The 22,857-nt window shown below is 28.2% G+C and carries 19 protein-coding genes; 13 read left to right on the forward strand and 6 right to left on the reverse strand.

The annotated features are described in order from the left end of the window. Positions 1-587: 587 nt before the first annotated feature. Positions 588-2,873: a GGDEF domain-containing protein gene (locus Q3223_RS02760; protein WP_054270930.1), complete on the forward strand. Its 2,286-nt coding sequence runs from the start codon at positions 588-590 to the stop codon at positions 2,871-2,873. Positions 2,874-2,879: 6 nt separating this feature from the next. Beyond that, positions 2,880-4,799 (forward strand): extracellular solute-binding protein, encoded by a 1,920-nt coding sequence (locus tag Q3223_RS02765; RefSeq protein WP_054270929.1) that lies wholly within the window; start codon positions 2,880-2,882, stop codon positions 4,797-4,799. 297 nt (positions 4,800-5,096) lie between these two features. Here the strand turns inward: Q3223_RS02765 and Q3223_RS02770 are convergent, their stop codons facing one another. Next, positions 5,097-6,575 carry an arylsulfotransferase family protein gene (locus Q3223_RS02770; protein WP_223152847.1) on the reverse strand — a complete coding sequence of 493 codons (1,479 nt, stop codon included), beginning with the start codon at positions 6,573-6,575 and terminating at the stop codon, positions 5,097-5,099. Between the two features lie 492 nt (positions 6,576-7,067). Between Q3223_RS02770 and Q3223_RS02775 the strand changes: the two genes are divergently transcribed. From Q3223_RS02775 to Q3223_RS02825, 11 genes are all read left to right on the forward strand, one after another. Beyond that, entirely contained in the window at positions 7,068-7,526 is a 459-nt protein-coding gene (locus Q3223_RS02775; RefSeq protein ID WP_021385161.1) for a PTS sugar transporter subunit IIA, read from the forward strand. A gap of 64 nt (positions 7,527-7,590) precedes the next feature. After that, a complete protein-coding gene (locus tag Q3223_RS02780) occupies positions 7,591-7,866 on the forward strand; it encodes a PTS sugar transporter subunit IIB (RefSeq protein WP_021385190.1) in 276 nt (91 codons plus the stop codon). A 58-nt stretch (positions 7,867-7,924) separates the two neighbouring features. Next, entirely contained in the window at positions 7,925-9,199 is a 1,275-nt protein-coding gene (locus Q3223_RS02785; protein WP_054270927.1) for a PTS galactitol transporter subunit IIC, read from the forward strand. Positions 9,200-9,329: 130 nt separating this feature from the next. Continuing rightward, positions 9,330-10,382, forward strand: coding sequence for a galactitol-1-phosphate 5-dehydrogenase (locus Q3223_RS02790; protein WP_054270926.1), 1,053 nt, complete (start codon positions 9,330-9,332; stop codon positions 10,380-10,382). Continuing rightward, the gene (locus Q3223_RS02795; protein ID WP_054277103.1) at positions 10,382-11,413 is read left to right on the forward strand and encodes a zinc-binding dehydrogenase; all 1,032 of its coding nucleotides are present in this window, start codon (positions 10,382-10,384) and stop codon (positions 11,411-11,413) included. The genes Q3223_RS02790 and Q3223_RS02795 overlap by 1 nt, the downstream gene beginning before the upstream one ends. A gap of 90 nt (positions 11,414-11,503) precedes the next feature. Next, complete coding sequence (locus tag Q3223_RS02800; protein WP_054270924.1) at positions 11,504-12,316, forward strand: transketolase; 813 nt, start codon at positions 11,504-11,506, stop codon at positions 12,314-12,316. Positions 12,317-12,318: 2 nt separating this feature from the next. Further along, entirely contained in the window at positions 12,319-13,239 is a 921-nt protein-coding gene (locus Q3223_RS02805) for a transketolase family protein (RefSeq protein WP_074178380.1), read from the forward strand. A 155-nt stretch (positions 13,240-13,394) separates the two neighbouring features. Continuing rightward, positions 13,395-13,841, forward strand: a complete 447-nt coding sequence (gene rpiB, locus Q3223_RS02810; protein WP_054277101.1) for a ribose 5-phosphate isomerase B — start codon at positions 13,395-13,397, stop codon at positions 13,839-13,841. Positions 13,842-13,872: 31 nt separating this feature from the next. After that, a complete protein-coding gene (locus tag Q3223_RS02815; protein ID WP_407811557.1) occupies positions 13,873-14,538 on the forward strand; it encodes a ribulose-phosphate 3-epimerase in 666 nt (221 codons plus the stop codon). A 107-nt stretch (positions 14,539-14,645) separates the two neighbouring features. Beyond that, a complete protein-coding gene (locus Q3223_RS02820) occupies positions 14,646-16,148 on the forward strand; it encodes a phosphomannomutase/phosphoglucomutase (RefSeq protein WP_223152849.1) in 1,503 nt (500 codons plus the stop codon). Positions 16,149-16,489: 341 nt separating this feature from the next. Continuing rightward, a complete protein-coding gene (locus tag Q3223_RS02825; protein ID WP_054270919.1) occupies positions 16,490-17,485 on the forward strand; it encodes a GGDEF domain-containing protein in 996 nt (331 codons plus the stop codon). Between the two features lie 105 nt (positions 17,486-17,590). Here Q3223_RS02825 and Q3223_RS02830 read toward each other — a convergent pair whose 3' ends face one another. The 5 genes from Q3223_RS02830 to Q3223_RS02850 all read right to left on the reverse strand — a co-directional run bounded on the left by Q3223_RS02830 (position 17,591) and on the right by Q3223_RS02850 (position 22,857). Further along, a complete protein-coding gene (locus Q3223_RS02830) occupies positions 17,591-19,183 on the reverse strand; it encodes a sensor histidine kinase (RefSeq protein ID WP_054270918.1) in 1,593 nt (530 codons plus the stop codon). Continuing rightward, on the reverse strand, positions 19,152-19,868 hold the full coding sequence (locus Q3223_RS02835; RefSeq protein ID WP_284182103.1) for a response regulator transcription factor: 717 nt from the start codon (positions 19,866-19,868) through the stop codon (positions 19,152-19,154). The genes Q3223_RS02830 and Q3223_RS02835 overlap by 32 nt, the downstream gene beginning before the upstream one ends. 548 nt (positions 19,869-20,416) lie before the next feature. Beyond that, the gene (locus tag Q3223_RS02840; protein ID WP_284182102.1) at positions 20,417-21,217 is read right to left on the reverse strand and encodes a PIG-L family deacetylase; all 801 of its coding nucleotides are present in this window, start codon (positions 21,215-21,217) and stop codon (positions 20,417-20,419) included. A gap of 226 nt (positions 21,218-21,443) precedes the next feature. Continuing rightward, complete coding sequence (locus tag Q3223_RS02845; RefSeq protein ID WP_219672957.1) at positions 21,444-22,175, reverse strand: Rossmann-like domain-containing protein; 732 nt, start codon at positions 22,173-22,175, stop codon at positions 21,444-21,446. Continuing rightward, positions 22,162-22,857, reverse strand: coding sequence for an ATP-binding cassette domain-containing protein (locus Q3223_RS02850; protein WP_167639970.1), 696 nt, complete (start codon positions 22,855-22,857; stop codon positions 22,162-22,164). Before Q3223_RS02850 ends, Q3223_RS02845 begins: the two co-directional genes overlap by 14 nt.

Consider the following 22,857-nt stretch of genomic DNA (forward strand, 5'->3'; position numbering starts at 1 on the left):
ATAGTATTAACCTTTTTTTATTTATGGATAACTTCTTATAAAATAATGTTTATTAATAGTGTTGTTATTTTATTTTTATAGTATTGTTATTATCTATTAAAAAATAAATATATTAATAAAATATGGGTAAATTATAAGTTTTTTGGGTATGTTTAGAAATATATGGTACATAGATTTCTAAAAAAATCAAGATATTATTATATATAAATATAAAAAATATCTAAACTATTCCAAAATTAAAATATAGAAGCTATAATAAGGATAGGTTACTATATTAAGAAATTAATGTCTAATTATTTTTAATCATTAATAGAATATTAAACAATCTTTTATAAATTATAAATTAATAAAAATAACTATTAAGCTTTTATTTTCAAAAAATGATTATTATGAGATTAGAAATGAATATATTAAATTCTTGTTTTCTTAAGTAGTATAGTAGAAGATAACGGTTTTTGTATAAATGAAGGTATTTAATTATTAATCTAAACTTGTATTATACAATAAATTACTTACTAAGTTTAAGTTAAATTCGGAAGTCTTTAATTATTAATACATATTTAGATTTATTATTCAAGGGGTATTATATGAGTGTAAAAAGAAAAACGTTAAACAGCACACAAATGGTTAGGACAATAGCGATAGTATTCATAGTTGTATGTTTTTTTATGGGTGTAATATGTTTTAAATACTATTGTAAATTGAGAAACACTGTGCAAGAAGAAAGTAGCAACTATCTTCAAGAAATATCTAATAGAATAGGTAGTAATGTGAGTAAGATTATTGATGACAGCTACTCTATATTAGATACAATAGCATTAATGATAAAAAATACAAATATAGATTCCTTTCAGAAAGCGAAACCTATAATGGATTCTCAAAAAAAATATTGGAATTGTCAAGATATTATGATGATTGATGAAAATGGAGTTGCATATAATTCTGATGGCGAATCAGTTTCTCTTAGCAGTGATGCATACCTTCAAGATGCTGTCATAAATAAGAAAGAATCTATGTCTGTGTCACAAATGATAGATAATAAAGAATGTATAGTTTTTGCTGTCCCACTAGATAATGTGTCGATTGATAATAAAAATATAGTTGCACTTGCGATAAGTTATTCTCCTGAAGCCTTTGATAAAGTGCTATCTATGACTTCATTTAACAATCAAGCATATTCACATATTATCAATAAAGATGGTACAGTGGTAGTTCGTTCATCATCTCCTATTGCTGAAAAAACAGGGTATAATATACTGAACACTATAAGCCAATCTCAGTTAGATTCTAATAGTGACTTCAGCAAGATGAAAAATGATATAAACAATAATCTTAGTGGGCAAATTGGGTTTAAATTAAATGGTTCACACGAATATATGGTATATATTCCTATTGGACAGGAAAATTGGTATTTGTTAACTTTTGTGCCAGTATCTGTAGTAAATGCAAAATCTAACTTATTGTTAAAGATTACATTATTATTATGTGGTTTTATAACATTAGCATTTGCAATTCTTACAATAGCTTTGATAATATCTTTTTATCGACATAAGAAGAACTTAGAACAGATTGCCTATGTAGATACTGTGACTAAAGGAAATACAATACAGAAATTTTATAATATCTCAGATGACTTATTAAATCAATCTTCTGAACAATATGCACTTGTATATATGAATATTGAAAAGTTTAAAATGCTAAATGACCAGTTTGGAAGAAAAGCAGGAGATTCTATATTACGAGGAGTGTATGATGGTATAACCTCTCTTTTAGCTCCTAATGAATGTATGGGAAGATTGTTTGCAGATAACTTCTGTATACTCATATCATATAGTGAGGACTCTTCTCTTACTAGAAGATTTGAAGATTGGTATGATGCTATTATGAAAAATTCTGGAAAATATGGGTTTGAGTGGGCTTCTCTTTCCATACAATTTGGTGTTTTTATAATTACAGATACTTCTATGGAATTTCCGTACATGGCTGACCGCGCAAAACTTGCATTGCGTGATTCTACAAAAGATTTTAAAAATAATAAGATAAAGTATTCTATTTATAATGAAAAGGTTCGTCAACAATTAGTACGTGAAAAACAGTTAGAGGATATGATGGAAAGTGCCTTAGAAGAAGGAGAATTCCAAGTATATCTACAACCTAAATATATGACTGAAAATGAGAAAATAGGGGGAGCAGAGGCATTAGTTCGTTGGATTAGTAAATCAGAAGGTATGATTTATCCAGACGCATTTATCCCATTGTTTGAGAAAAATGGATTTATTGTAAATGTAGATTTATGGGTATTTGAAAATGTTTGTATGACTTTGCAAAGATGGCTAAATGAAGGTAAAGATTTAGTAAAAATATCTGTAAACTGTTCAAGGATTCAATTAAAAGATGAAAAGTTTTTAGATAAGTATTATGAAATTTTTTCACGTTATAGTGTGCCTTCACAGTATATTGAGATTGAGCTGACAGAAAATATGGTATATGAAGATACTGAACGTTTATCTGCCATTATTGATGAAATTCATTCAATGGGATTTGGATGTTCTATGGATGATTTTGGAAGTGGATATTCTTCACTAAATCTTATACAGGATATACCTGTAGATACATTAAAATTAGATAAGATATTTTTTAGAAATACTAAAAACAACTATGGTCGTACTAAGTCTGTAGTAAGCAGTATCATTGTTATGGCAAAATCACTTTCTATGACTACTGTGGCAGAAGGTGTTGAAGAGTATAATCAAGTAAAAATGCTAAAAGAAATAGGTTGTGACTATATTCAAGGATATGTATTTGCAAAACCAATGCCAATTTCAAATTTTGAAGAACTTTTATTTGGGTTACCAAAAAATGATGAGGAGTGATACTATATGTTACGATGTTTGAAGCTTAAATATTTAAGGCACTTTTATAAAATCAAACTATCTTTGGTATTAATTTTACTTAGTATTTTTGTAACTTTTATAATTTGTGGGTGTACAAAAAATGAAACAGAAGATATTCTAACACAAAAAGTAACCCAAGATAATCGAACTCCTATTACTATTTTGGTTAAGTATGCTTTTTCAATTAATAACTTTGAAAAAGCTGTTGAAAAAAAATTTCCTAATATTGATATTGTTCAAGTTGGGAACTACACAGCCAATACTACTTTAGCAGAGGAATATAAAGCACGTTTAGAGCATGATGATTTAACTGATATAGTTATGACTTGGCCACTAGATGTAGGAGAGGAATATTGGGATGACCGACTTATTGATTTATCTGGTATGACGTTTACCAGTAAGTATAATACATCCATGCTTAAGCCTATTACTAGAGATGGAAAGCTTTATTATTTACCAGGACCTGCAACTATACGTGCTATTGTCTATAATAAAACGTTATTTGAAGAAAATGGTTGGGATGTGCCTAAAAATTATAATGAATTCATTGAATTATGTCAAAAAATTGAGAAGACAGGTATGCGTTCCTTACAACTTAGTCTTGGAAATAAAGAAGTCTTAGATACACCATTTATTGGTTTTAACTATGCAAATAGCTTTAGTAAACCTGAAGATGCTAAATGGCTTGATAATTATAATAATGGAAGTGGAAGTTTTGGTGATCATTTCAAACCTTCTTTGGATGTTTTTCAAGAACTTATCCAAAAAGGGGTACTGAAGAAGAATGACTTAAATCTACACTATCAAGATAGCCAAAATATGTTGTTTACTCGTCAATGTGCTATGACAGAAGACTCTAATTTACTGGCACGTTCAGCTTTTGAACAAACTGGGTCTACTGATGAATTTGCACTTATGCCGTTTTTTAGTCCTGGTGAAGATGGAGATTGGGCTAGATTATATATGGTTTGTTACATTGGTCTTAATAAGCATTTAACTGAATCAGAAAATAAAGAAAAATATGACTTAGTAATGCAGTTGATGAATTATATTAGCACTCCTGAAGGGCAAGAAGCATTATCTAGTGATGCTGGTGGCATGTTTTCAAGTTTAAAAGGGATGCCATTACCAAGTGAACCTGAAATAGAACCATTATTACCAGCTTTAAAACATGGACGATATGCTGTTTTTCCTACTTTTAAAAATATACAAGACTCATTGCGTGAAGGTCTTGCTGGAATGATAGATGGGACATTAGATAAAAATGATGTTATAAAAATGGTTGATAAACAGAACACATCTTCTTCAAAAGCTATAAGTCCTAAAGTAATTGGAAATGCTAAAAAAGATTTTTCTATGATTGAAACAGGAAACCTTATAACAGATGCTATGTGTGCGAAAAGTGGATGTGAAATTGCATTGTTTTTAGATAATGGTAAAGATGGACGCTATAATGGTAAGGGAGTTAGCGCTAAGCTTTATAAAGGTGATGTTACAACAACAGATATACAACGAATATTTCCTGATTTAAAGCATGGAGAGACTGGAACACTATGGAAGATAAGTATGACTGGTAAAGACCTCCTTAACACTTTAGAACACTCTATAACTGTGGATAACAACAATAGTGGATGGTTTTATTATTTTTCTGGGCTTAAAATGGAGTATTCTCCAACAGATAAACCAGGTAAAAGAATTAAAAAGATTACAACAGCAGAAGGAGATTCTATAGATTTAAACAAATCATATTCAATTGCTGTTATGGATTATAGCGTTCCAGACAAATATATTAAGAAATGTGATAAGACAAATATTAAAATTACGGATATAATAACAGAATATATAGAAAAACAAAAAGGTGTTTCTCCTAGTGAAGACCAAAGATTTGTGATAGCAAATCCTTAACAACTTAACTTAATACATACGACAAATAATAATTTTTTTATATTAATTTATAATATTTTAGAATTATACAGATACATATAATTATGGGTTAATAAAGGACAGTACTAAAAGAGAAAATATGTATTATAATAGTTTATGCATAGACCAAATAAATAGGATTATCTAGTGAATATAAGAAATTAAAAACTGTAGACAGGAAAATACCAATAATATGGTATTATAGTGATTTTCTAATATTTAAGCAGGTGTTACAACAACATAAGAGTTGGCACCTGCTTTTTATATTAGATAAATTTGTTATTGAATTTTATAACATCTATACATACTTTCACCACTTTTAAAGGAGAATTTAAAATAAATTTTGTCATTAGAAAAGTCTTTTTCCATAGCTACTAAATCCTGGCTTTCTCCAGCTTTTCCTCCAGTACCAATCAAAAACACATTTTTATCGCTATCTATTTCTTGAACTGACCCCATATATTTATAGTAGTCATCTATACTATATGAATTATATTCGGTAACTTTTTTATTTTCTTCATCCAATTTTATTTTAACAACTCTTGTAGCTTGATTTTTTACGCCATTATCATATAGAGTTATGTATCCATCTTCTGTAATTCTAGCATTATGTTGTCTTGAGAATTTTTGATTATCTGTTAAGTTAAACTCATCTCCCAATCCTCCTAATGTCCAAAGAATCTCTCCTGTTTTTCTATCTAATTTTATAACTTCATCTAGATTTCTAAATGAACAAATTAAGTTTCCATCATTTGGGTCAATAGCCATAGAATTAAAATGTACATAATCTAAAGCTGAGTCACTTTTTTGGCTAAAAGTATTGTTTTCAACGCTTTCTGAATATAGTTTTTGATTGTCAGTACTTTCCCACTGCCATACAACCTTTCCATCTTTTATCTCTTGTAATACACTATTTACTACATAAGGTGAATTTCCTTTACTTAAACTTGATGGAATATTTGTTGCTTTAACTTTTTGATAACTAGAAACAATATAGTGATTGTCATTTATATATATAAAATCATGATTTTCTAATTCAGTACCAGCATCTATATTTTTACTTTTTTCCATAGTAATTTTATTTATTTCATTATAGTTCTCATCTAAGATTACAAGATAAGTTGGTGAATATCCAACAGCATTTATTCTTTTTGTTGAATCTTTATCTTGTAGTAAGTACCCATATCTAATTTTACCATCCTCTGTAGTTATTTTTTTAAAGTCAAAAGGATTTGATTCAACCTCTTTATAAAAAATTATATTTCCATCATTGTTTAATTTAAATACAAAATTATGTTCTTCGTTGTGCGTAGTAAGATAATAATCACCATCATAAGGGCTATTTGCAGTAACATTATACTTTGGAAAGTTTTTTGAAAGAGAATTTATATAATAATTTCTGTATGAACTTTCATTTTTATACATAACAGATATTTTTATTTTTGAGGAACTACTTATTTCTTTCAATTCAAAAGTAGAGTTTTTAGATATATCGATTTCTTTGTCGTTTATTTTTACAATGCTTGCTTTATCATTGTTTTTTACTGCTATGCTATTTTGGGTAGTAGAATTAAGCTGCTTTACATTTTGACTATTAAAAATACCTTCTTTAGAAAGTGTTATATCATAACCATTTATAGAGATATCTAGCGTTGGTTTTGATTTGTTTTGATTTGCAAAGACTCGATTTACAAAAATTCCGAAAACGAATAATACACTGCATAAAAATACAATCTTAAATAAATTTTTTCTTTTCATAGTTTACCACCTTTTCATATTAAGTTTTCATGTTGACATCTTGATTTTATTACATTAATAAAGAAAATAGATGAATTTATTTATGCTAAAAATGAATTTTATTGGACAATTATATGAAAATTCATTCATCTAAAAATAGAATAGATGAAGAAAATATGAAAAATAAACTATTTTTAGAATAAATAATTACATAAAAAGATTATTAAACATAAAAAACCAGTAATAAAAAACAAAAAAATCATTTCTGTAACAAAAAAAACCACAAAAAATATAAAAAAGTATGGTTAGTTAAGTGATTAACAAGTAAAAATTAAAATAAAAATTAAAAAAAATTTATCAATGAAAGTTGGGTAAAATCCTATAATAGAGTAGCATTTTAGGGAAAACATTTTCTTTTATTTCACAAAAAAAGCCACTTTTTGGCACGCGGCATGCTTTATATAAAGGCAAGAAAAACAAGATATAAGATAAGTGCAATTAGGAGGTGTAAATATGGAGTTTATAAATTTTGTAAGTGATAAAGTTATAAACCTTAAAATGGAGTGTAAAACAAAAGAAGATTTCTTTAAAGAAATACATAATAAAGTTTTTGAACTAGGCTTTGTAAAAGAAGAATTTGGAGAAAAAATATTAGGAAGAGAGAATGTATTTCCGACAGGTTTAAATTTAGGTGACTATGGAGTAGCCATACCACATACAGATGCAGAATATATAAAAGAGCAATTTATAGCAGTCTGTACTTTTAATGAACCAGTAGTATTTAGTTCTATGGAAGACCAAGATGAAAAAGTGCCTGTAAATTTAGCTTTTGTATTAGGTCTTAATCAACCACATAGTCAATTATCTGTATTAACAGAGTTGATGGGAATTATGCAAAATAAAGAGTTAGTTGACAAGTTAATAAATTCTACTGACAAAGAAGAAGTTTTAAAGACAATAAAGTCTTTATAAAAATAAAAAAGAAAAGTACTAAAAATAAAAAATAGAAAAATAAAATCATTGGGAGGAAATAAAAATGAAAAAAATATTAGTAGCATGTGGAGCAGGAATAGCAACATCAACAGTAGTTTGTGACAAGGTAGAGAGATTAGTTAAGGAAAACAATATACAAGCAGAAGTTATACAATGCAAAATAGCTGAATGTGCAACAAAGCAAGATGGAGCAGACTTAATAGTATCAACAACTATATTACCAACAACTTATAATATACCAGCAATAAAAGCAACAGCTTATATAACTGGAGTAAATACAGCAGCATTAGATAAGAAAATATTAGATGCTTTAAAATAATCCTATCATAAATACATTGAAATCATATTTTATAAAACAGAAAAAGGAGGATTTATAAATGGATAAATTATTAGCAGTAGTACAATACATTTTAAACATGGGACCAACAGTAATACTACCAATAACAATTGTAGTCTTAGGAATGATATTTAGAATTAAGTTTACAAAAGCTTTAAAGTCAGGTCTTACAATTGGTATAGGATTTGTGGGTATAAACTTAGTTGTAAACCTATTAACTTCAACACTAGGGCCAGCAGCTCAAGGAATGGTTGAAAGATTTGGACTTAACTTAACAGTAATAGATGTTGGTTGGCCAACAACAGCATCAGCAACATGGGCTTCACCAGTTGCACCAATATTAATACCAGTTTGTTTATTAGTAAACTTACTATTATTATACTTCAATAAAACAAAGATATTAAACGTTGATATATGGAACTATTGGCACTTTATAGTAGCAGGTGCAGTTGGATATATAGTAACAGGAAGTTACCTTTGGGCTATATTCTGTGCGATATTAATGGAATTATTAGTACTATTTATTGCAGAAAAAACAGCCAAAAACGTCCAGGAGTTTTATGATTTAGAAGGTATAGCACTACCAACTGGTTCAACAGCTTCATTTGCTCCACTTGGATATTTAGTAGGAAAATTTGTTGAAAAAATACCAGGAATAAATAAGATACAAGCAGACCCAGATTCTATACAGAAAAAGTTTGGTATCTTTGGAGAACCAATGATGATGGGTATTATATTAGGTATAATACTTGGAGCACTTGCTGGATATGATGTAGCAGGAATATTCAATGTAGGTATATCAATGGGTGCAGTAATGTTACTTATGCCTAGAATGGTTAGAATATTAATGGAAGGTCTAATTCCAATTTCAGAATCAATAAGAGATTTCTTACAAGCAAAATATGGAGACAGAGAACTTTATATAGGACTAGATGCAGCAGTAGCAACTGGGCATCCAGCAGTTATATCAACAGCTCTTATACTTGTTCCTATAACTCTATTCTTAGCAGTTATATTACCAGGAAATAAAGTTCTACCATTTGGAGACTTAGCGACAATACCATTCTATATGGCATTTATAGTATGCTTTAGAAAAGGTAATATAGTTCAGTCAGTTATAACAGGAACTATAGTAATAGCTATATCACTTTATATGGCTACAAACTTTGCAGATGTTCATACACAATTATTACAACAAGCAAACATGATGCCAGAAGGAACAACAATGGTTACAAGTATAGATACAGGTGGTAACTTGCTAAAATGGGGAATATTGAAATTATCTCAATTAGTTTCTTCATTTGGAATATTCTAATATGTAGTTAATAGAGATTACTCTTTTTTAGTAAAGTATGCGAAAATTTAACATTTAGCAGCTACTAGAAAAGAGTAATATTTTTTATAAAATTTTAAAAAATACAAAATACAAGAGGAGGAGATTTATCGTGAAAGCAGCAGTATTACATGGCACAAATGATATGAGATTTGAAGATATAGAAATAAAACCATGTGAAAGTGATGAAGTAAAAATAAAAGTTATGGCAGCAGGAATATGTGGGTCAGATCCTCCAAGAGTATTAAAACATTGGAAATATCCAGTTCCAGCTATACCAGGACATGAATTTTCTGGAGTAATTGCTGAAGTTGGTAAGGATGTAAAGAATGTAAAAGTTGGAGATAGAGTAGTTGCAATTCCTTTTATACCTTGTAATGAATGTGAATATTGCAAAAGAGGATTATTTTCACTATGTGATGACCATGGAATGTTAGGAGCTAAGACTTTTGGAGCTTTTGCAGAGTATGCAAATATAAAAGCCACAAATGTATTACCAATAGGAGACATGGATTTTGAAGATGCAGCTATGATAGAACCATTAGCAGTTGCTATGCATGGAGTACTTAATATAGGTGTTCAAGTTGGAGACACTGTAGCTGTAATGGGTAGTGGAACAATGGGACAATTAGTAATACAAGGACTTAAAATAGCAGGAGCAGGAAAAATTATAGCAGTTGACATATCTGAGAATAAATTAAGAGAATCAAAGGAATTAGGGGCTGATATAATAATCAATGCTAAAGATGTTAACCCAGTAGAAAAAATAAAAGAACTTACTGATGGAAAAGGTGTTGACATAGCTCTTGAATGTGCAGGTTCAAAAATAACTCAAGAACAGTGCTTACTTATAACTAAAAAGAAAAGTAAAATAGGATTTTTAGGAATAGCATACTCAGATATAACTTTATCAGAAGAAGCATTTGAAAATATATTTAGAAAAGAACTAGAATTAAAAGGTTTCTGGAACTCTTATTCTGCACCATTCCCAGGGCAAGAATGGACTAAAGGAATCAACCTAGTTAATGAAGGAAAAATAAAATTAAAAGAAATGGTATCTCATAGATTTTCACTTGAAGACACTTACAAAGCTTTTGAGATGATAAGAGATAGAAAAGAAGAATTTAATAAGATATTAATTTTACCACAAGGGGTTGAAAAATAATGAAGGCAGTAGTTAAAACTAAACCAGGCTATGATAATGTAGAAGTCTTAGATGTAGAAGAGCCAAAAGCTACAGGAGACAAGGTTAAAATAAAAGTAGAATATAGTGGTATATGTGGTTCAGATATACATTCATTTAAAGGAGAATATGCAAATATAAAAGCTCCAGTAACATTAGGGCATGAATTTTCTGGAATTGTTGTAGAAATAGGAGAAGATGTTAAAAATATAAAAGTAGGAGATAGAGTTACATCAGAAACTACTTTTGCAACTTGTGAGAGCTGTATATACTGTGCAACTAAAGATTATAACTTATGCTCAACTAGAAAAGGTATTGGGACTCAAGTAAATGGAAGTTTTGCTGAGTATGTATTATCAAGAGAGGAAAGTATACATGTTCTTCCTGAAAATGTATCTTTATTATCAGCAGCTCTTACAGAGCCACTAGCTTGTTGTGTTCATGCAGCTCTTGAAAAGACTACTATAGAAAGTAACGATACAGTTTTAATAATAGGACCAGGACCAATCGGCTTATTATTAGCTCAAGTTGTTAAATCTCAAGGTGCTACAGTTATAATGTCTGGAGTTACAAAAGATAAAGAAAGATTAGAAATAGCTAAAAATCTTGGTGTAGATAGAACAGTAAATGTAATGGAAGAAAATTTAGCAGATGTAGTAAATGAAATGACTGATGGAAATGGAGTAAGTAAAGCCTTTGATTGTTCTGGATTTATGCCAGCAGTTAATGAAGCTTTAAGATTACTTAGAAAAAAAGGTACTTTTGTTCAAGTTGGAATATTTGCTAAGAAACTAAATGAAATGGACCAAGATGCAATAGTTCAAAGAGAATTACAATATATAGGAAGTAGATCACAAAAGCCTAGTTCTTGGATTATAGCATTGGATTTAATGAATAGTGGAAAAGTAAATACAGAAGCTTTAGTTACGAGAACTGTTAGTTTAGACGAATTTAAAGAGGGTATTACAGCTTTAATGAACGGAGAAGAAATAAAAGTAGCAGTAAAATCTTAAAAAAACATTTGTATTATTTTAAAAAAAATTGTAAAATCTACTGTAGGATAAGAAATGTAAGGTCTTAAAAAATAACAGGAGGAAGAAAGTATGAGCACTCTTAGAGATCATTCTAATAACATTAGAAAAAACATAATAAAAATGGTTGCAGAAGCTAAAAGCGGACATCCAGGTGGTTCATTATCAATCGCTGACATATTGACAGTGTTGTATTTTGAGAAAATGAATGTATGTGTAGAAAATCCAAAAATGGATGATAGAGATAGATTTGTTCTATCAAAAGGTCATGCAGCACCAGCTTTATATGCCACATTAGCAGAAAAAGGATTTTTCCCAAAAGAAGAACTAATAACATTAAGAAAATTTGGTTCTAAATTACAAGGTCACCCAGACATGAAAAAAGTAGCAGGAATAGATATGTCTACTGGTTCTCTTGGTCAAGGTCTATCTGCAGCAAATGGTATGGCACTTGCAGGAAAATTAGATAACAAAGACTATACAGTGTATACTATATTAGGTGATGGCGAAATCCAAGAAGGTCAAGTATGGGAAGCTGCAATGACAGCATCACATTACAAATTAGATAATTTAATTGCATTTGTTGATTTAAATGGATTACAAATAGATGGTTCTAATGAAGAAGTAATGAATGTAAATCCAGTAGATGACAAATTCAAATCTTTTGGATGGAATGTAATGGTAGTAAATGGACATTCTTTTGAAGAAATAGGAAATGCAGTTGATGAGGCTAAAAAAGTTACAGGAAAACCAACTGTAATAATAGCTAAGACAGTAAAAGGTAAAGGTGTTTCATTTATGGAAAATAATGCTGCATGGCATGGAACAGCTCCAAATGCAGAACAAGCAGAACAAGCATTGAAAGATTTAGAAGGAGGTCTATAAGAATGGGAATAGCAACTAGAGAAGCTTACGGACAAGTGTTAAAAGAACTTGCAGAAAATAAAGATATAGTAGTATTAGATGCAGATTTAGGAAAAGCTACAAAAAGTATAACATTTAAAGAAGTTGCTCCAGATAGATTTTTTGATATGGGGATAGCAGAAGGTGACATGATTGGTACAGCAGCAGGTCTTGCTACTTGTGGTAAAATACCTTTTGCAAGTACTTTTGCAATATTTGCAGCAGGGAGAGGTTATGAACAAATAAGAAACTCTGTAGCATATCCAAATTTAAATGTTAAAATAGCAGCTACTCATGCAGGAGTAACAGTAGGAGAAGATGGTGGTAGCCATCAAGCTATAGAAGATATATCTCTAATGAGAGGTATACCAAATATGGTTGTATTAAATCCAGCAGATGCTTTAGAAGCAAGACAAGCTATACTTGCATCTATTGATTATAATGGACCTGTGTATATAAGATTAGGTAGAGCTGCAACTCCTGATATAAACAGTGAAAATTACAAATTTGAAATAGGAAAAGGAACTGTTTTAAGAGAAGGTTCTGATATAACAGTAATAGCTACAGGAATAATGGTAGCAAAAGCTTTAGAAGCAGCAGAAGAACTTACTAAAGAAGGTGTAAATGTAGAAGTTATCAATATGTCTACAATAAAACCATTAGATGAAGCATTGATAAAAGAAACTGCTAAGAAAACTGGGAAAGTAATTACAGCAGAGGAGCATAGCATAATAGGTGGTTTAGGTTCAGCTGTATGTGAAGCTTTAGCAGAAACTAAAGATGTAGTAATTAGAAGAATTGGTGTTAAAGATGTATTTGGTCAATCAGGTACACCAGCTGATTTATTAAAGCATTATGGATTAACTACAGAAGATATAGTAAAAAATATAAAAGAATTATTATAGATATAAATATATCTAATAATAAATTGATTTAATATAAATCAATTAAAGCTGTCTTAAAAATAGAAAGAAATTTCTACAATGGGACAGCTTTATTTTTACGATAATTGAAAAATATTAAAAATGGAAATGAAAAATCATGAAAGAGGTGCTGTTTAATGAAGATATCTATTGGATGCGACCATGGTGGTTATGAATTAAAAGAATTTATAAAAGAAAACTTATTAAATAAAGGTATAGAAGTTGAAGATGTAGGTACAAATTCAAAGGAAAGTGTAGATTTTCCAATATATGCAAAGAAAGTAAGTCAAAATGTTCAAAGTAAAAAATCAGATTTAGGTATACTTTGTTGTGGAACAGGTATTGGTATGTCTATTGCAGCAAATAAGTTTAAAGGAATTAGAGCTGCTGTTGTTTCAGATTGTTTCTCAGCTCAAGCTACTAGAGAGCATAACAATACAAATGTACTTTGTTTAGGTGAAAGAGTTGTTGGAAAAGGATTGGCAATGAGAATTGTTGAAGAATGGTTAAATTCAAGTTATAATGGAGAAAGACATGCAAGAAGATTACAAATGATTGATGACATAGAAAAAGAAAACTTATAAGTATCTAAAATTTATAACAAGGAGGAAAGTTATGTCTATTATTTGTGCTTCAATAATGTGTGCAGACCAAATGAATTTAAAAAAGGAATTAAAAGCTCTTGAAGAAGCAGATGTGAAATTACTTCATTGTGATGTTATGGATGGAATATTCGTTAAAAACTTGGCTATGGGTCCAGAACTATTAAAGTCAATAAGTGAAAATACAACAATACCTTTAGACATTCATTTAGCTACAGAAACTCCAGACAAGTATATCGATATGATGTCTTATATAAAGCCAAAATATATTTCTTTTCATGTAGAATCAAGTACAGATGTAAAAGCAGATATACAAAAGTTAAGAGATTATGGTATAGGGCCAGTCTTAGCAATAAGTCCTCAAACAAGTGTGGACAAAATAGAAGAATATATAGATTTAGTTGAGGGTATCTTAGTAATGACAGTAAATCCAGGATTTGCAGGTCAAAAGTTTAATTTTTCTGTATTGGATAAGTTGGATAAACTTACAGATATACTAAAAGATTATGATAATCCTCCATTTATAGAGGTTGATGGAAATATAAATAAGGATACTATCAAACTTATGAATGGTAAAAAAGTAGATATATACGTTGTTGGTACTTCAGCTTTATTTAATGACAAACCTCCAACTTCATATAAAGACAAAATAAAAGAGCTAAAGGAAAGTATAAAGTAACGATATAAATTTATAAGATGTTTCTGTTTCATAATAAAGGGCTTGAATAGAAACAATAAATTTTACAATATTTAATAAAAATTTTAGTTAAGTAAGGAGAATTTTTTATGGGAGACCTATATAAACTGCAAAATGGTACTGATATTAGAGGAATAGCATATGAAAATGATTCTAAGGAAGTTAATCTAACTGTAGAAGAAGTAAGAAAAATAGCTAAAGCGTTTCATATTTGGTTAAAAGAAAAGACTAAGAAAGAGAAAGTGACCGTTGCTATAGGAACTGATTCTAGGATAACAGGAAGTCAATTTAGAAGTATTGTTATTGAAACTTTAACTAATGACAATTGTAATGTAATTGATTGTAATATTGCTACAACTCCAGCAATGTTTATGACAACTATTATGGAGGGATATAATTCTGATGGGTCGATTATGATTACAGCTAGTCACTTACCATATTACTATAATGGTTTAAAGTTTTTTACAGAAAATGGAGGACTAGAAAAAACTGATATAAAAGAAATGTTGGATATAGCCGTTAAGAATGTTAGTGTAGATTGTAAAGAAGTTGGTAAAAAAGGTGAAGTTATAGTAAAAAATTTAATAGAAGACTATTCTAATTTATTAATAGATAAAATTAGAATAGGTGTAAATTCAAGTAAAAATTATGAAAAGCCTTTTTCTGGACTAAAGATATTAGTTGATGCAGGAAATGGAGCTGGAGGATTCTTTGCTGAAAAAGTTTTACACATACTGGGAGCAGATACAACAGGTAGTCAGTTTTTGAACCCAGATGGTATGTTCCCAAACCATATACCAAACCCTGAAAATAAAGAAGCAATGGAAAGCATATGTAAAGCTGTGCTAGATAATAAGAGTGATTTAGGAATAATATTTGATACAGACGTAGATAGAGCTGCTATTGTAGGTAAAAATGGAAAACCAATAAATAAAAATGCTCTTATAGCTGTTATATCATCAATAATATTAGAAGAACATCCAAAAACAGCTATAGTAACTGATTCTATTACTTCTGAAGGTCTTGCTAAGTTCATAAATGAATTAGGAGGAAGACATCATAGATTTAAAAGAGGGTATAAAAATGTAATAAATGAAGCTATAAGATTAAATAGTGAAGGCGAAGAATGCCATTTGGCTATAGAGACATCTGGACATGCAGCATTAAAAGAAAATTATTTCTTAGATGATGGAGCATACTTAATAGCTAAAATTTTAATAAAAGTAGCAAAATTATCCTTAGAAGGAAAGACTATAGAAGAATTGATAGAAAATCTTGAAGAAGCAAAAGAAGAAAAAGAAGTTAGAATAGGTATTAATAAAGAAGATTTTAGACCATATGCAGAAGATATATTAAAAGATTTAGATTCTCATGTTAGAAGTATTGATGGATGGTCTGTAGCACCAAATAATTTCGAGGGTATAAGAGTTAATTGTAATGAATCAAATGGTGATGGATGGTTTTTACTTAGAATATCACTACATGAACCATTACTGGCTTTAAATATTGAATCAAATAAGATTGGCGGAGCAGAACAAATTTATTCTAAGCTAAAAATTTTCTTAGAAAAATATGATTTAAAAGGTCTTTAGGATTAATAAAAAGCATATATTTATATTGAAGAATGGATGTAAATTTATACCTTAGATTACAAATATTACAAAATTGTAATCTAAGGTAACAGAGATGTAACTGATTATGGAAACTCTATGTGATATTATAAATACAGAGAGATGAAATACATGATGAATTATAGAGAAATATAATTTAAAATGTATTAATATCAAACCAAAAAGGTATAATCAAAAAATATGTAAATATAAACCCCAACATTTAGAAAAAGACCTCCAAGGAGGTTTTTTTCTTTTTTAAAACAAACATCAGATGTCATGATATAATAACCTTAGTAGAATGATAAGGGGATAATGATACTATGGGTAAAAGTGAATATATTAAGCGAGTTGAAGAATTTATAAATTCATATTTTGTAGAGAGAAATGTAAAAAAATGCATGTCTTTTTTTCATAAAAATATCTGTTGGTTTGGCACAGGAAAGTTTGAAGTAGGTAATAGTATAGAAGAGGTAGAACGTTTATTAGAGGCATATGTAAGACAGTCTCCAGAAGGTTTTAGCATAGAAAAATTATGGTTGGACAGTAGAGAATATTCAAAAAATTTACATATGGTATTTGGTGAATATTTGGTTGGTAAAAAAACTAAGAAAGGCTATAATTTTCAAGTAGAAATAAGAGTAACTTATTTATGTGTTGAATGTGAAGGAGAGATATTAATAAGTAGTGTTCATACTTCTGTTGCAAATGACTTACAGAAGGTAGGCGAATATTTTCCAATAAGTCTGATGGAAGCAGAAAATAATAGATTAGAAGCAATTGTTCATGAAAAAACTAAGGAAATAGAAGAACAGAAAGTTATGTTAATAGAAGCAAATAAAAAACTTCAGCAATTAGCCATCACTGATGAATTGACAGGTTTATTAAACCAGAGAGCAATTATAGGAAATATAAGAAAAATTATTAAAGAAAATTTAAAGAAATATGCAATAATGATAATAGATATAGATAATTTTAAAAGTGTAAATGATACTTATGGACATTTAGTAGGTAATGAAGTTATAAGAAAAGTAGGTCACATGGTTAAATCATTTGAATCTCATTATTTATTTTCTGGAAGGTATGGTGGAGATGAGTTTATTATCTTAACAGAGAACATAGAGAAAGCATTGTATATAGAATCTAAAGTTCATAGCAATTTACTTGAATATAACTTTGAAGGTATTGGACATAAAATAACTGTAAGTATTGGAATTTCTGAATGGGAAAATTTTAACTCCTTTGAAGTATTTTTAAGTGAAGCAGATAAGAAATTATATAAAGCTAAAAAATTAGGAAGAAATAGGACTATATATTAAAAATATGTGTATTGAGAGTGTTTTATAAGGTTGTAATTGGCAAGATAACTATCATCTAATGTGATATGATACTAGTCTGCAATTACAACCTTATATAGCCTTATATTAATTAACTTTTTTGAAAATGAGTACCACCTTAAACAAATCAGCATCAATAACTATTTGCATGTTTGCATTTTCTAATTCAATTATGTTTTGAGCTATCGACAAACCAAGGCCAGAGCCATCTGTTTTTCTAGCTATATCACCTCTTCTAAATCTTTCTAGTAGTTCTTCTGGTTTTAGATTTAGTTTATCATTTGAAATATTTTTAAATGTTAATATTATATTTTCTTTTTCTGTAAACATGTCTATATAAACTCTAGTGTTTGGCATAGAGTATTTTAATATATTATTAATTAGATTTTCAAAAACTCTCCAAGTTTTTTTCCCATCTATCATAGTAAATACAGAATGTTCTGGTGTTTTTATTATAAAATCTAAATTACTACTTTGAATTTTATCTTCAAACTCTACTGTACTTTGAATTAAAAGTTCTTTTATATCAGTTTTTGTTATATTAAATTCCACATCACCACTGCTGAGTTTAGAAGCTTCAAATATATCTTCTATCAATAACTTTAATCTTTGTGCTTTTTTATCTAAAATATTTATATAGTCGTTTATAGTTTCTTTATCAAATTCATTATTTTTTAACATATCTACATAATTTAATATAGATGTAAGTGGAGTTTTTAAGTCATGAGATACATTTGTGATAAGTTCTGTCTTCATCCTTTCACTTTTTATATTAGCATCTACAGCAGTTTCAAGACCATCTGTTATAGTATTTATACTTTTGGCTAAAGTAGATATTTCATCATCTCCTATTACTTCTAGCTTGTATTTTAGATTTCCATTCTCAATATTTTTTACATTCTTTGATATATTATTTATGTAATTAAACTTAGCTGATAAAAAGTTGTATATATAAAAATGAAAAACTGTGTTTACAAGTGTAAATAAAATTACTATAGCTATTGCCTCAGCATAATATATATACATAAAGAATATCAAAACCAGATATTGAATAATAGCTTGTATAACTATAGATATTAAAAATACTAGAGCTAATTTTTTGTTTATAGTCTTTCTATTATACATACTAAGTAAGTTTGAAAAGAATACATATGTTATAGACATATCTTTTAGATTATAGTTATTATATTTAATATTTTCATATATTATGTAGACTATAGATATAATGATAAAATTGTAGATTATTAAATTAGTGTTGTAAAATATTTTATTACTTGAAAATGCATGAAACCTTAAGGCTAATAGTATCAAAATTAATATAAGTGTAAGTTCTATTTTTACCTTAGAAAAAAGACTTATGACATTTTCTAAGAATTTGACTTTAGTCTGTTTATTTTTTTTATATAATGCAAAACATAATATAGTCAATAAAAAACTTGATAATATAACACCTATACAGACAAACTCTAATTCTATTTTTGACAAATGCAAAGGCGCTCCGAAAAAATAAAAATAAGGTAGAGCAAACTCTCTATAATAATAATCAATATTATAAGTAAAATTATTATTCAAATCATAAATTGCTTCAAACAATATAGAACTTAATAGAAATAGTAATAATAATAAAATAAATTTTGCTTTAGAATCATTAATAATTAAGTTTTTCAATTTTGTAACCAATACCCCACACCACCTTTAAATATTTTGGTTCTTTTGGATTAATTTCAATTTTTTCTCTAATTCTTCTAATATGAACAGCAACTGTTCTTTCACAACTGTAAGCATCTTCATTCCAAACATTTTCATAAATCTCACGAGAAGAAAAAATTTTACCTTTTCTTGATAGAAGAAGTGTAAGTATTTTATATTCAATAGGAGTCATCTTAACTTCCTCGCCATCTAAAGAAACTATTTTTGTATCTGTATTTAACTCCAGACCACCACTTTTTAGAATATAATTAGTATCCTTTGAATTGTCTAAATTGCTAAAATCTCCTAAATTTATGTATCTTCTAAGTTGAGATTTTACTCGAGCAGTAAGTTCTAGTGGATTAAATGGCTTAGTTATATAGTCATCAGCACCCATATTAAGGCCTATAATTTTGTCCATATCTTCTGATTTTGCAGACAAAAGGATTATAGGTATATTCTTCTTTTCCCTTATTTTAAGTGTAGTTTTAAGACCATCTAAATTTGGCATCATTACATCCATTATTATTAATTTAATATCATTTTCAATTAACATATCTAATGCTTCCAATCCATCATATGCTTTTAAAATATTAAAGTTATCAGGTCTTAGATAGAATTCTATAGCATCAACTATTTCCTTATCATCATCCACGACCAATATGTTTTGAGTCAATTTATTAATCCCCCTTGAAATTTTATTTTAACCAATTTTTATTTTATACTAAAAATAGGTATTAGAAAACAGTGAGTATATTCATTATGAAATAAAACTAGTATTTTTATATTGTTAATGAATATAGTAAATATTGAAGTATAGATGTCTATGTTAATAAGAACTTAAAAATTTATGAAAGTGTCTAGTATAATTTATCACGCTCCTTACCTTGTTTTAGATTTATTAACTTCTTGGGTATAAAAATATATTAACAAATATAAATAACAAATGAGTTTCATAATTATTAAGAATTTATAACAAATAATTATTTTGATTTAGTTTGTTATAAAAATATATAAAAGACTTAAGAATAAAACTCATAGATTTTAAGGCGAATAGGGTTATACATTTTAACAGAAATGACTTTGGATGTGTTTATATAGCAGAAGCTATAGAATCGAATACAATAAAAGAAGTAAGCGAGAGAAAGTAGTATAGCACAAGAAAGTGCTATATTACAAAATCTCGAATGAATATATTTGTTATGGATTAAGTTAAACTAAATATTATAAATTAGGTGTATGAAGTATAGCAGGAACGCTTTTATCACTAAGTAATTTATCAAACGATTTATGGTCGGATTTATAACCAATACCTTCTCTACATTCTAACTCATCAACAAGCTTATATTGTTCACAAGCCTTTTTTACTTTTTCATAATCCTCATAGGAATGTGCTTTGTAAATTATCTTATTATTGAAAGTTATTTTATCAGCAAACTTAGGTTTTACAAAATATTTAACATCTTTTATTTGACCAGCATTATACAAATTTTGGATAACAGAACCATTTTTTAAATGTTGCAAATGGTCATCTAACTTATAAGTATGTGCTATATGAGTTACACTTTTAAAATTTTCTTCAAAAGTAAGAGCAATTTTCTCCATATAATTGAAGTCAGTATTACCATTTGTATTTTTTTCTGGTAATAATATTATATTTTCTCTTTTTACCCCAAGATTATTAAGTGAAGCTAAAAACTCTCTATTTCTGTACTCTGATTTTTGTATGTCTGTAAGGTTTTCATATTTTTTATATTTATCAAAAACAGATATACCACATCCAGTAGATACCAAAACCACAAATACATGATTTTTTCCTCTTTCTTTTATAGCATTTACAATAGCACTGCCAGCCCACAACACTTCATCATCTTGATGTTGAACATAAAAGACAACATAATCTTTAAATTTTCTATTATCATAATTCACATAACTATTGAAACCTGTTAAAATCAAGCATAAAACTAAAATGATAGATAAAATTCCATACTTATTTATAGTAAATTTTTTATTCTTGAGTGTCATTTAATCATCTCCTGAAAAGCTGTCTTAATTATATTATCAAACAAAATCCTAAAAAATATTTCTTAAATCTTAAAAAATATAGAGTGGATTAATGGAATAAAATTTTTTTATTAGTTTAAAATCAAAAAAATAGTTATATGTAAAACTAGTAAAAATAATAGGAAATTTAGGTATAAATATAAAAAGTGCACATTGATACTTATGCACTTCTTATTAATATAATTGGTTATTTACTACAAAAACAGAGTCTTTTGAGACCTAAAATGTTTGATGCACCAGCTATCGTAGTTCCATAATAGTAAACTGGTTTATTTAATGATATAAAATTTACAATTGAGTTATTACATAATGTGCTTCCTGTACAAATAATTATATCAGCCCAAGATATTACATCCTCATAATCTCTTATACCATCTTCAATCTTGACATTATACTGAATAGTGTCTATAAATTCAGGGTTTAAATCTAATACTCTAGTTTCAAAAAAATCTTTAACATTATCGATTATAGCTGGTTGATATCCTATAATTGCTACTTTGGGATTGTTAAATTTACTTTTTATAACTTTAGGAAAGTTCTTTGCACATATTTCTGGCTCATTGTTTTTACAGTGAATGGTTCTATCTGTCATACCTAAGTGCCTCATAACTGCATTTAATGATGCTATAAAAAGACTTCTATCATGAGAGCTAGCATGTAAATCTAATGAGAGTATTTCTTTCAAAGAACCTTCAAATATAGCTGGATTAGAAGTAAATGCTTGCCCTTTAGCTCCTTTAAAATCGGCTTCAAGCATTATTTCTTTACCTACTATAATTGGAAAATCTTTGCGTTTAGTATTTCCAATTGCTTCTTTAGCAGATAGAGATTTAGATACAATACTTATCATATCCATATCTAAATTATATTTGTCAACTTGTTCTAATAAGTAATCTTTTAAGGTATCAAATATATTCATAGAAAAAAGATTCTCCTTTCTGTCTTACTTGTTCATTTAATTCAAAAATATGATTTATTTTTCCATCGTTCATTATTCCTATTTTATGAGCAAAGAACATTGCTTCAGAAATATCATGAGTAACATGAATAACTGTTGGCTTGTATTTTAGATAAACCTCCTTTAGTATTTTGCTTATGTGTTTTTTTGTAATATAATCTAATGAGCTCATAGGTTCATCTAGTAGTAATATATCAGGTTCAGCTATTAATGCACGTGCAAATGCAACTCTCTGTTTTTCTCCTCCACTTAGATTTTTAGGATACCTTTTTTTTATGTTTTCTATCTGCATTAATTTGGATAAATGATTAACTTTAAACATTTGTTCATCTTTATGTATTTTTCTCAATTTAAGTGGGAACCTTATATTATCTTCAACATTCATATTTGGAAATAGTTCAAAATTTTGATATACAAACCCTATATTTCTGCTTTCTGGAGGTAAACTTGATATTAGATTTTCTTTGTATGTTACATCTCCTTTAGCAAATGAGTATCTTCCTGCTAATGTTTCTAGAAATAGAGTTTTACCTGAACCACTAGAACCTAATAAAACGAAGTATTCATGATTATTAATTTTTAAACTATTTTTTTTTAACTTAAAATTAGGCAAATCAAGCGATAAATTTTTAATTTCTAACAT

It is taken from the genome of Clostridioides sp. GD02367, assembly GCF_045900275.1.
In the GTDB taxonomy this organism is placed as follows: domain Bacteria; phylum Bacillota; class Clostridia; order Peptostreptococcales; family Peptostreptococcaceae; genus Clostridioides; species Clostridioides difficile_A.

Bases quoted from the DNA above. Each gene is read 5' to 3' on its own strand.
- Q3223_RS02760 (WP_054270930.1), top strand. From the start codon at position 588: ATGAGTGTAAAAAGAAAAACGTTAAACAGCACACAAATGGTTAGGACA.
- Q3223_RS02765 (WP_054270929.1), top strand. From the start codon at position 2,880: ATGTTACGATGTTTGAAGCTTAAATATTTAAGGCACTTTTATAAAATC.
- Q3223_RS02770 (WP_223152847.1), bottom strand. From the start codon at position 6,575: ATGAAAAGAAAAAATTTATTTAAGATTGTATTTTTATGCAGTGTATTA.
- Q3223_RS02775 (WP_021385161.1), top strand. From the start codon at position 7,068: ATGGAGTTTATAAATTTTGTAAGTGATAAAGTTATAAACCTTAAAATG.
- Q3223_RS02780 (WP_021385190.1), top strand. From the start codon at position 7,591: ATGAAAAAAATATTAGTAGCATGTGGAGCAGGAATAGCAACATCAACA.
- Q3223_RS02785 (WP_054270927.1), top strand. From the start codon at position 7,925: ATGGATAAATTATTAGCAGTAGTACAATACATTTTAAACATGGGACCA.
- Q3223_RS02795 (WP_054277103.1), top strand. From the start codon at position 10,382: ATGAAGGCAGTAGTTAAAACTAAACCAGGCTATGATAATGTAGAAGTC.
- Q3223_RS02800 (WP_054270924.1), top strand. From the start codon at position 11,504: ATGAGCACTCTTAGAGATCATTCTAATAACATTAGAAAAAACATAATA.
- Q3223_RS02805 (WP_074178380.1), top strand. From the start codon at position 12,319: ATGGGAATAGCAACTAGAGAAGCTTACGGACAAGTGTTAAAAGAACTT.
- rpiB (WP_054277101.1), top strand. From the start codon at position 13,395: ATGAAGATATCTATTGGATGCGACCATGGTGGTTATGAATTAAAAGAA.
- Q3223_RS02815 (WP_407811557.1), top strand. From the start codon at position 13,873: ATGTCTATTATTTGTGCTTCAATAATGTGTGCAGACCAAATGAATTTA.
- Q3223_RS02820 (WP_223152849.1), top strand. From the start codon at position 14,646: ATGGGAGACCTATATAAACTGCAAAATGGTACTGATATTAGAGGAATA.
- Q3223_RS02825 (WP_054270919.1), top strand. From the start codon at position 16,490: ATGGGTAAAAGTGAATATATTAAGCGAGTTGAAGAATTTATAAATTCA.
- Q3223_RS02840 (WP_284182102.1), bottom strand. From the start codon at position 21,217: ATGACACTCAAGAATAAAAAATTTACTATAAATAAGTATGGAATTTTA.
- Q3223_RS02845 (WP_219672957.1), bottom strand. From the start codon at position 22,175: ATGAATATATTTGATACCTTAAAAGATTACTTATTAGAACAAGTTGAC.
- Q3223_RS02850 (WP_167639970.1), bottom strand. From the start codon at position 22,857: ATGTTAGAAATTAAAAATTTATCGCTTGATTTGCCTAATTTTAAGTTA.